Source organism: Candidatus Halocynthiibacter alkanivorans, from assembly GCF_003333265.1.
Classification (GTDB): Bacteria; Pseudomonadota; Alphaproteobacteria; order Rhodobacterales; family Rhodobacteraceae; genus Halocyntiibacter_A; species Halocyntiibacter_A alkanivorans.
Genome location: NZ_QOLB01000004.1, coordinates 1 through 1,635 on the forward strand (window position 1 = coordinate 1; position 1,635 = coordinate 1,635).

Sequence of the window (1,635 nt, forward strand, 5' to 3'; positions counted from 1 at the left end):
TTGCGCCATCCAAGGAAACTCGGCTGATGGCAACGATTACAAGTACCCAGGTCACCATGGCTGTCTACCTGATTAGCGTGACAACTGTCGCAGCGCCTTTGCAAACCGAAGTAGTTCAGTTCTAGATCGCCCAGTACACCACGCCCATGGCCAAACAAACCCACCTGAAAATACATTTCATGAGGTGCAGGGTGAACCCTGGGGTCGCTACAAGCACTGGTTAGCACCATAACAACCGCTAACCAGCCTAATGGGTTTATATTTGCCATACAGCTAACTATAGTCTTATAAACCTAAAGGCCCTTAGATGCTCTTTTGCCTCTATTAATGAAAACTTTATAACTGGTAACTATAACCAGTACCCTTGCGCAATATGAGCTTGCGGAACATGGCAAAACACCTAAGCTAAAATGGATACTAGGTAGCAACTATTCAGCGCATAAATGAAGGGGATAGCCATGAAACACGTGTTTGCTATTTTGGTACTGGGATTAATTTGTGTCTCTGGAGTATCTGCCCTCGTAGTGGAAGAAAGTTTAGACACACCACTAAGAAGCAGTGAGAAGATGGCTTTTGAGGACGCGGTTAAGCTCAGTAAAGATATCGCCACCGGCAACAATGAAGATGCCATGGGCGAGGCCTCCATTGAGTGCCCGGAAGACAATCACCCCTCTTTTGTCGTTATGAACATCAGCATCAATAGCTTTTGGCTGGCAGATGCTAAATCCCCTAACGACAAACGCTACAGCGGTACCATCAACTATTCCCTTAAGTGCTCCCACGATCGAAGTGGTGGGGGGGATCGCTAGTGGCCAATATCCCAAGCTCATAATTGGCCACCTCACAGGGTAACCCTATGAATGTTCATCACAAGCTATTGGTTTCATTACCCCTCATATTATTATTGAGCCTCAGCGGGTTTACCCTGAGCTCGCAGGTTTACGCCTCTGATAAAGACCGCTCATCCATGATGCGTTACAGAAACCTGTTTATGGAAACCAAGGGCAAACACGCCAAGGCCATTAAACTGCTTATTAAAAGCAAATTATCCCTCAAACATATTATTACCCATGGAGAAGCCCTGGCCGCCATGGCCGATGACATGTTGATATTGTTTCCAGCTGGCACCGCCGGAGGCAAGTCTCGTGTTACCGATAATATTTGGGATAAAAACGGCAAGCTCACCGATGATTTTGTGGCCAAGGTCACCGACATGCGCAGCTAGGCGAGGGAGTTTGTACGAGTGGCTAAAGAAGGTAACTACAAAAAAATTAAGAAACAGATGGGGCGCTTTGCCAATAAAGGGTGTCGTAGTTGCCATACCGATTATCGCGGGGAGGAATTTGAGCCTAAAAAATAACGACGTAAATATTCATTCTTACGCCGTTATACAAAACAATATAATTAGGCTGTTTTTTTACTGCTCCAAAAGGCTTGCACCGTTAAGATTAGCGCCCCTAGAAACAGGGCCAACATCAAGGGGACAACACCCTGCATGGCAGCCTTACTGCCATGGGTGAGCAGTTCACCCAGGCTGACAATAAATACCGGTCCCAGGGCGAACGTTCCCTATATGTTATGACTGCCGGGCGTAAAGCAAATGACCCCGGCCACCATGCCAGTGTACTTACGTAA

The 1,635-nt window shown here is 46.8% G+C and carries 2 protein-coding genes; both read left to right on the forward strand.

All coding sequences use genetic code 11. The features are described from left to right. The first annotated feature begins 458 nt into the window (after positions 1-458). Positions 459-809, forward strand: coding sequence for a hypothetical protein (locus DWA01_RS00025; RefSeq protein ID WP_136057619.1), 351 nt, complete (start codon positions 459-461; stop codon positions 807-809). A gap of 47 nt (positions 810-856) precedes the next feature. Next, positions 857-1,225 (forward strand): cytochrome c, encoded by a 369-nt coding sequence (locus tag DWA01_RS00030; RefSeq protein ID WP_114283602.1) that lies wholly within the window; start codon positions 857-859, stop codon positions 1,223-1,225. Positions 1,226-1,635: the final 410 nt, after the last annotated feature.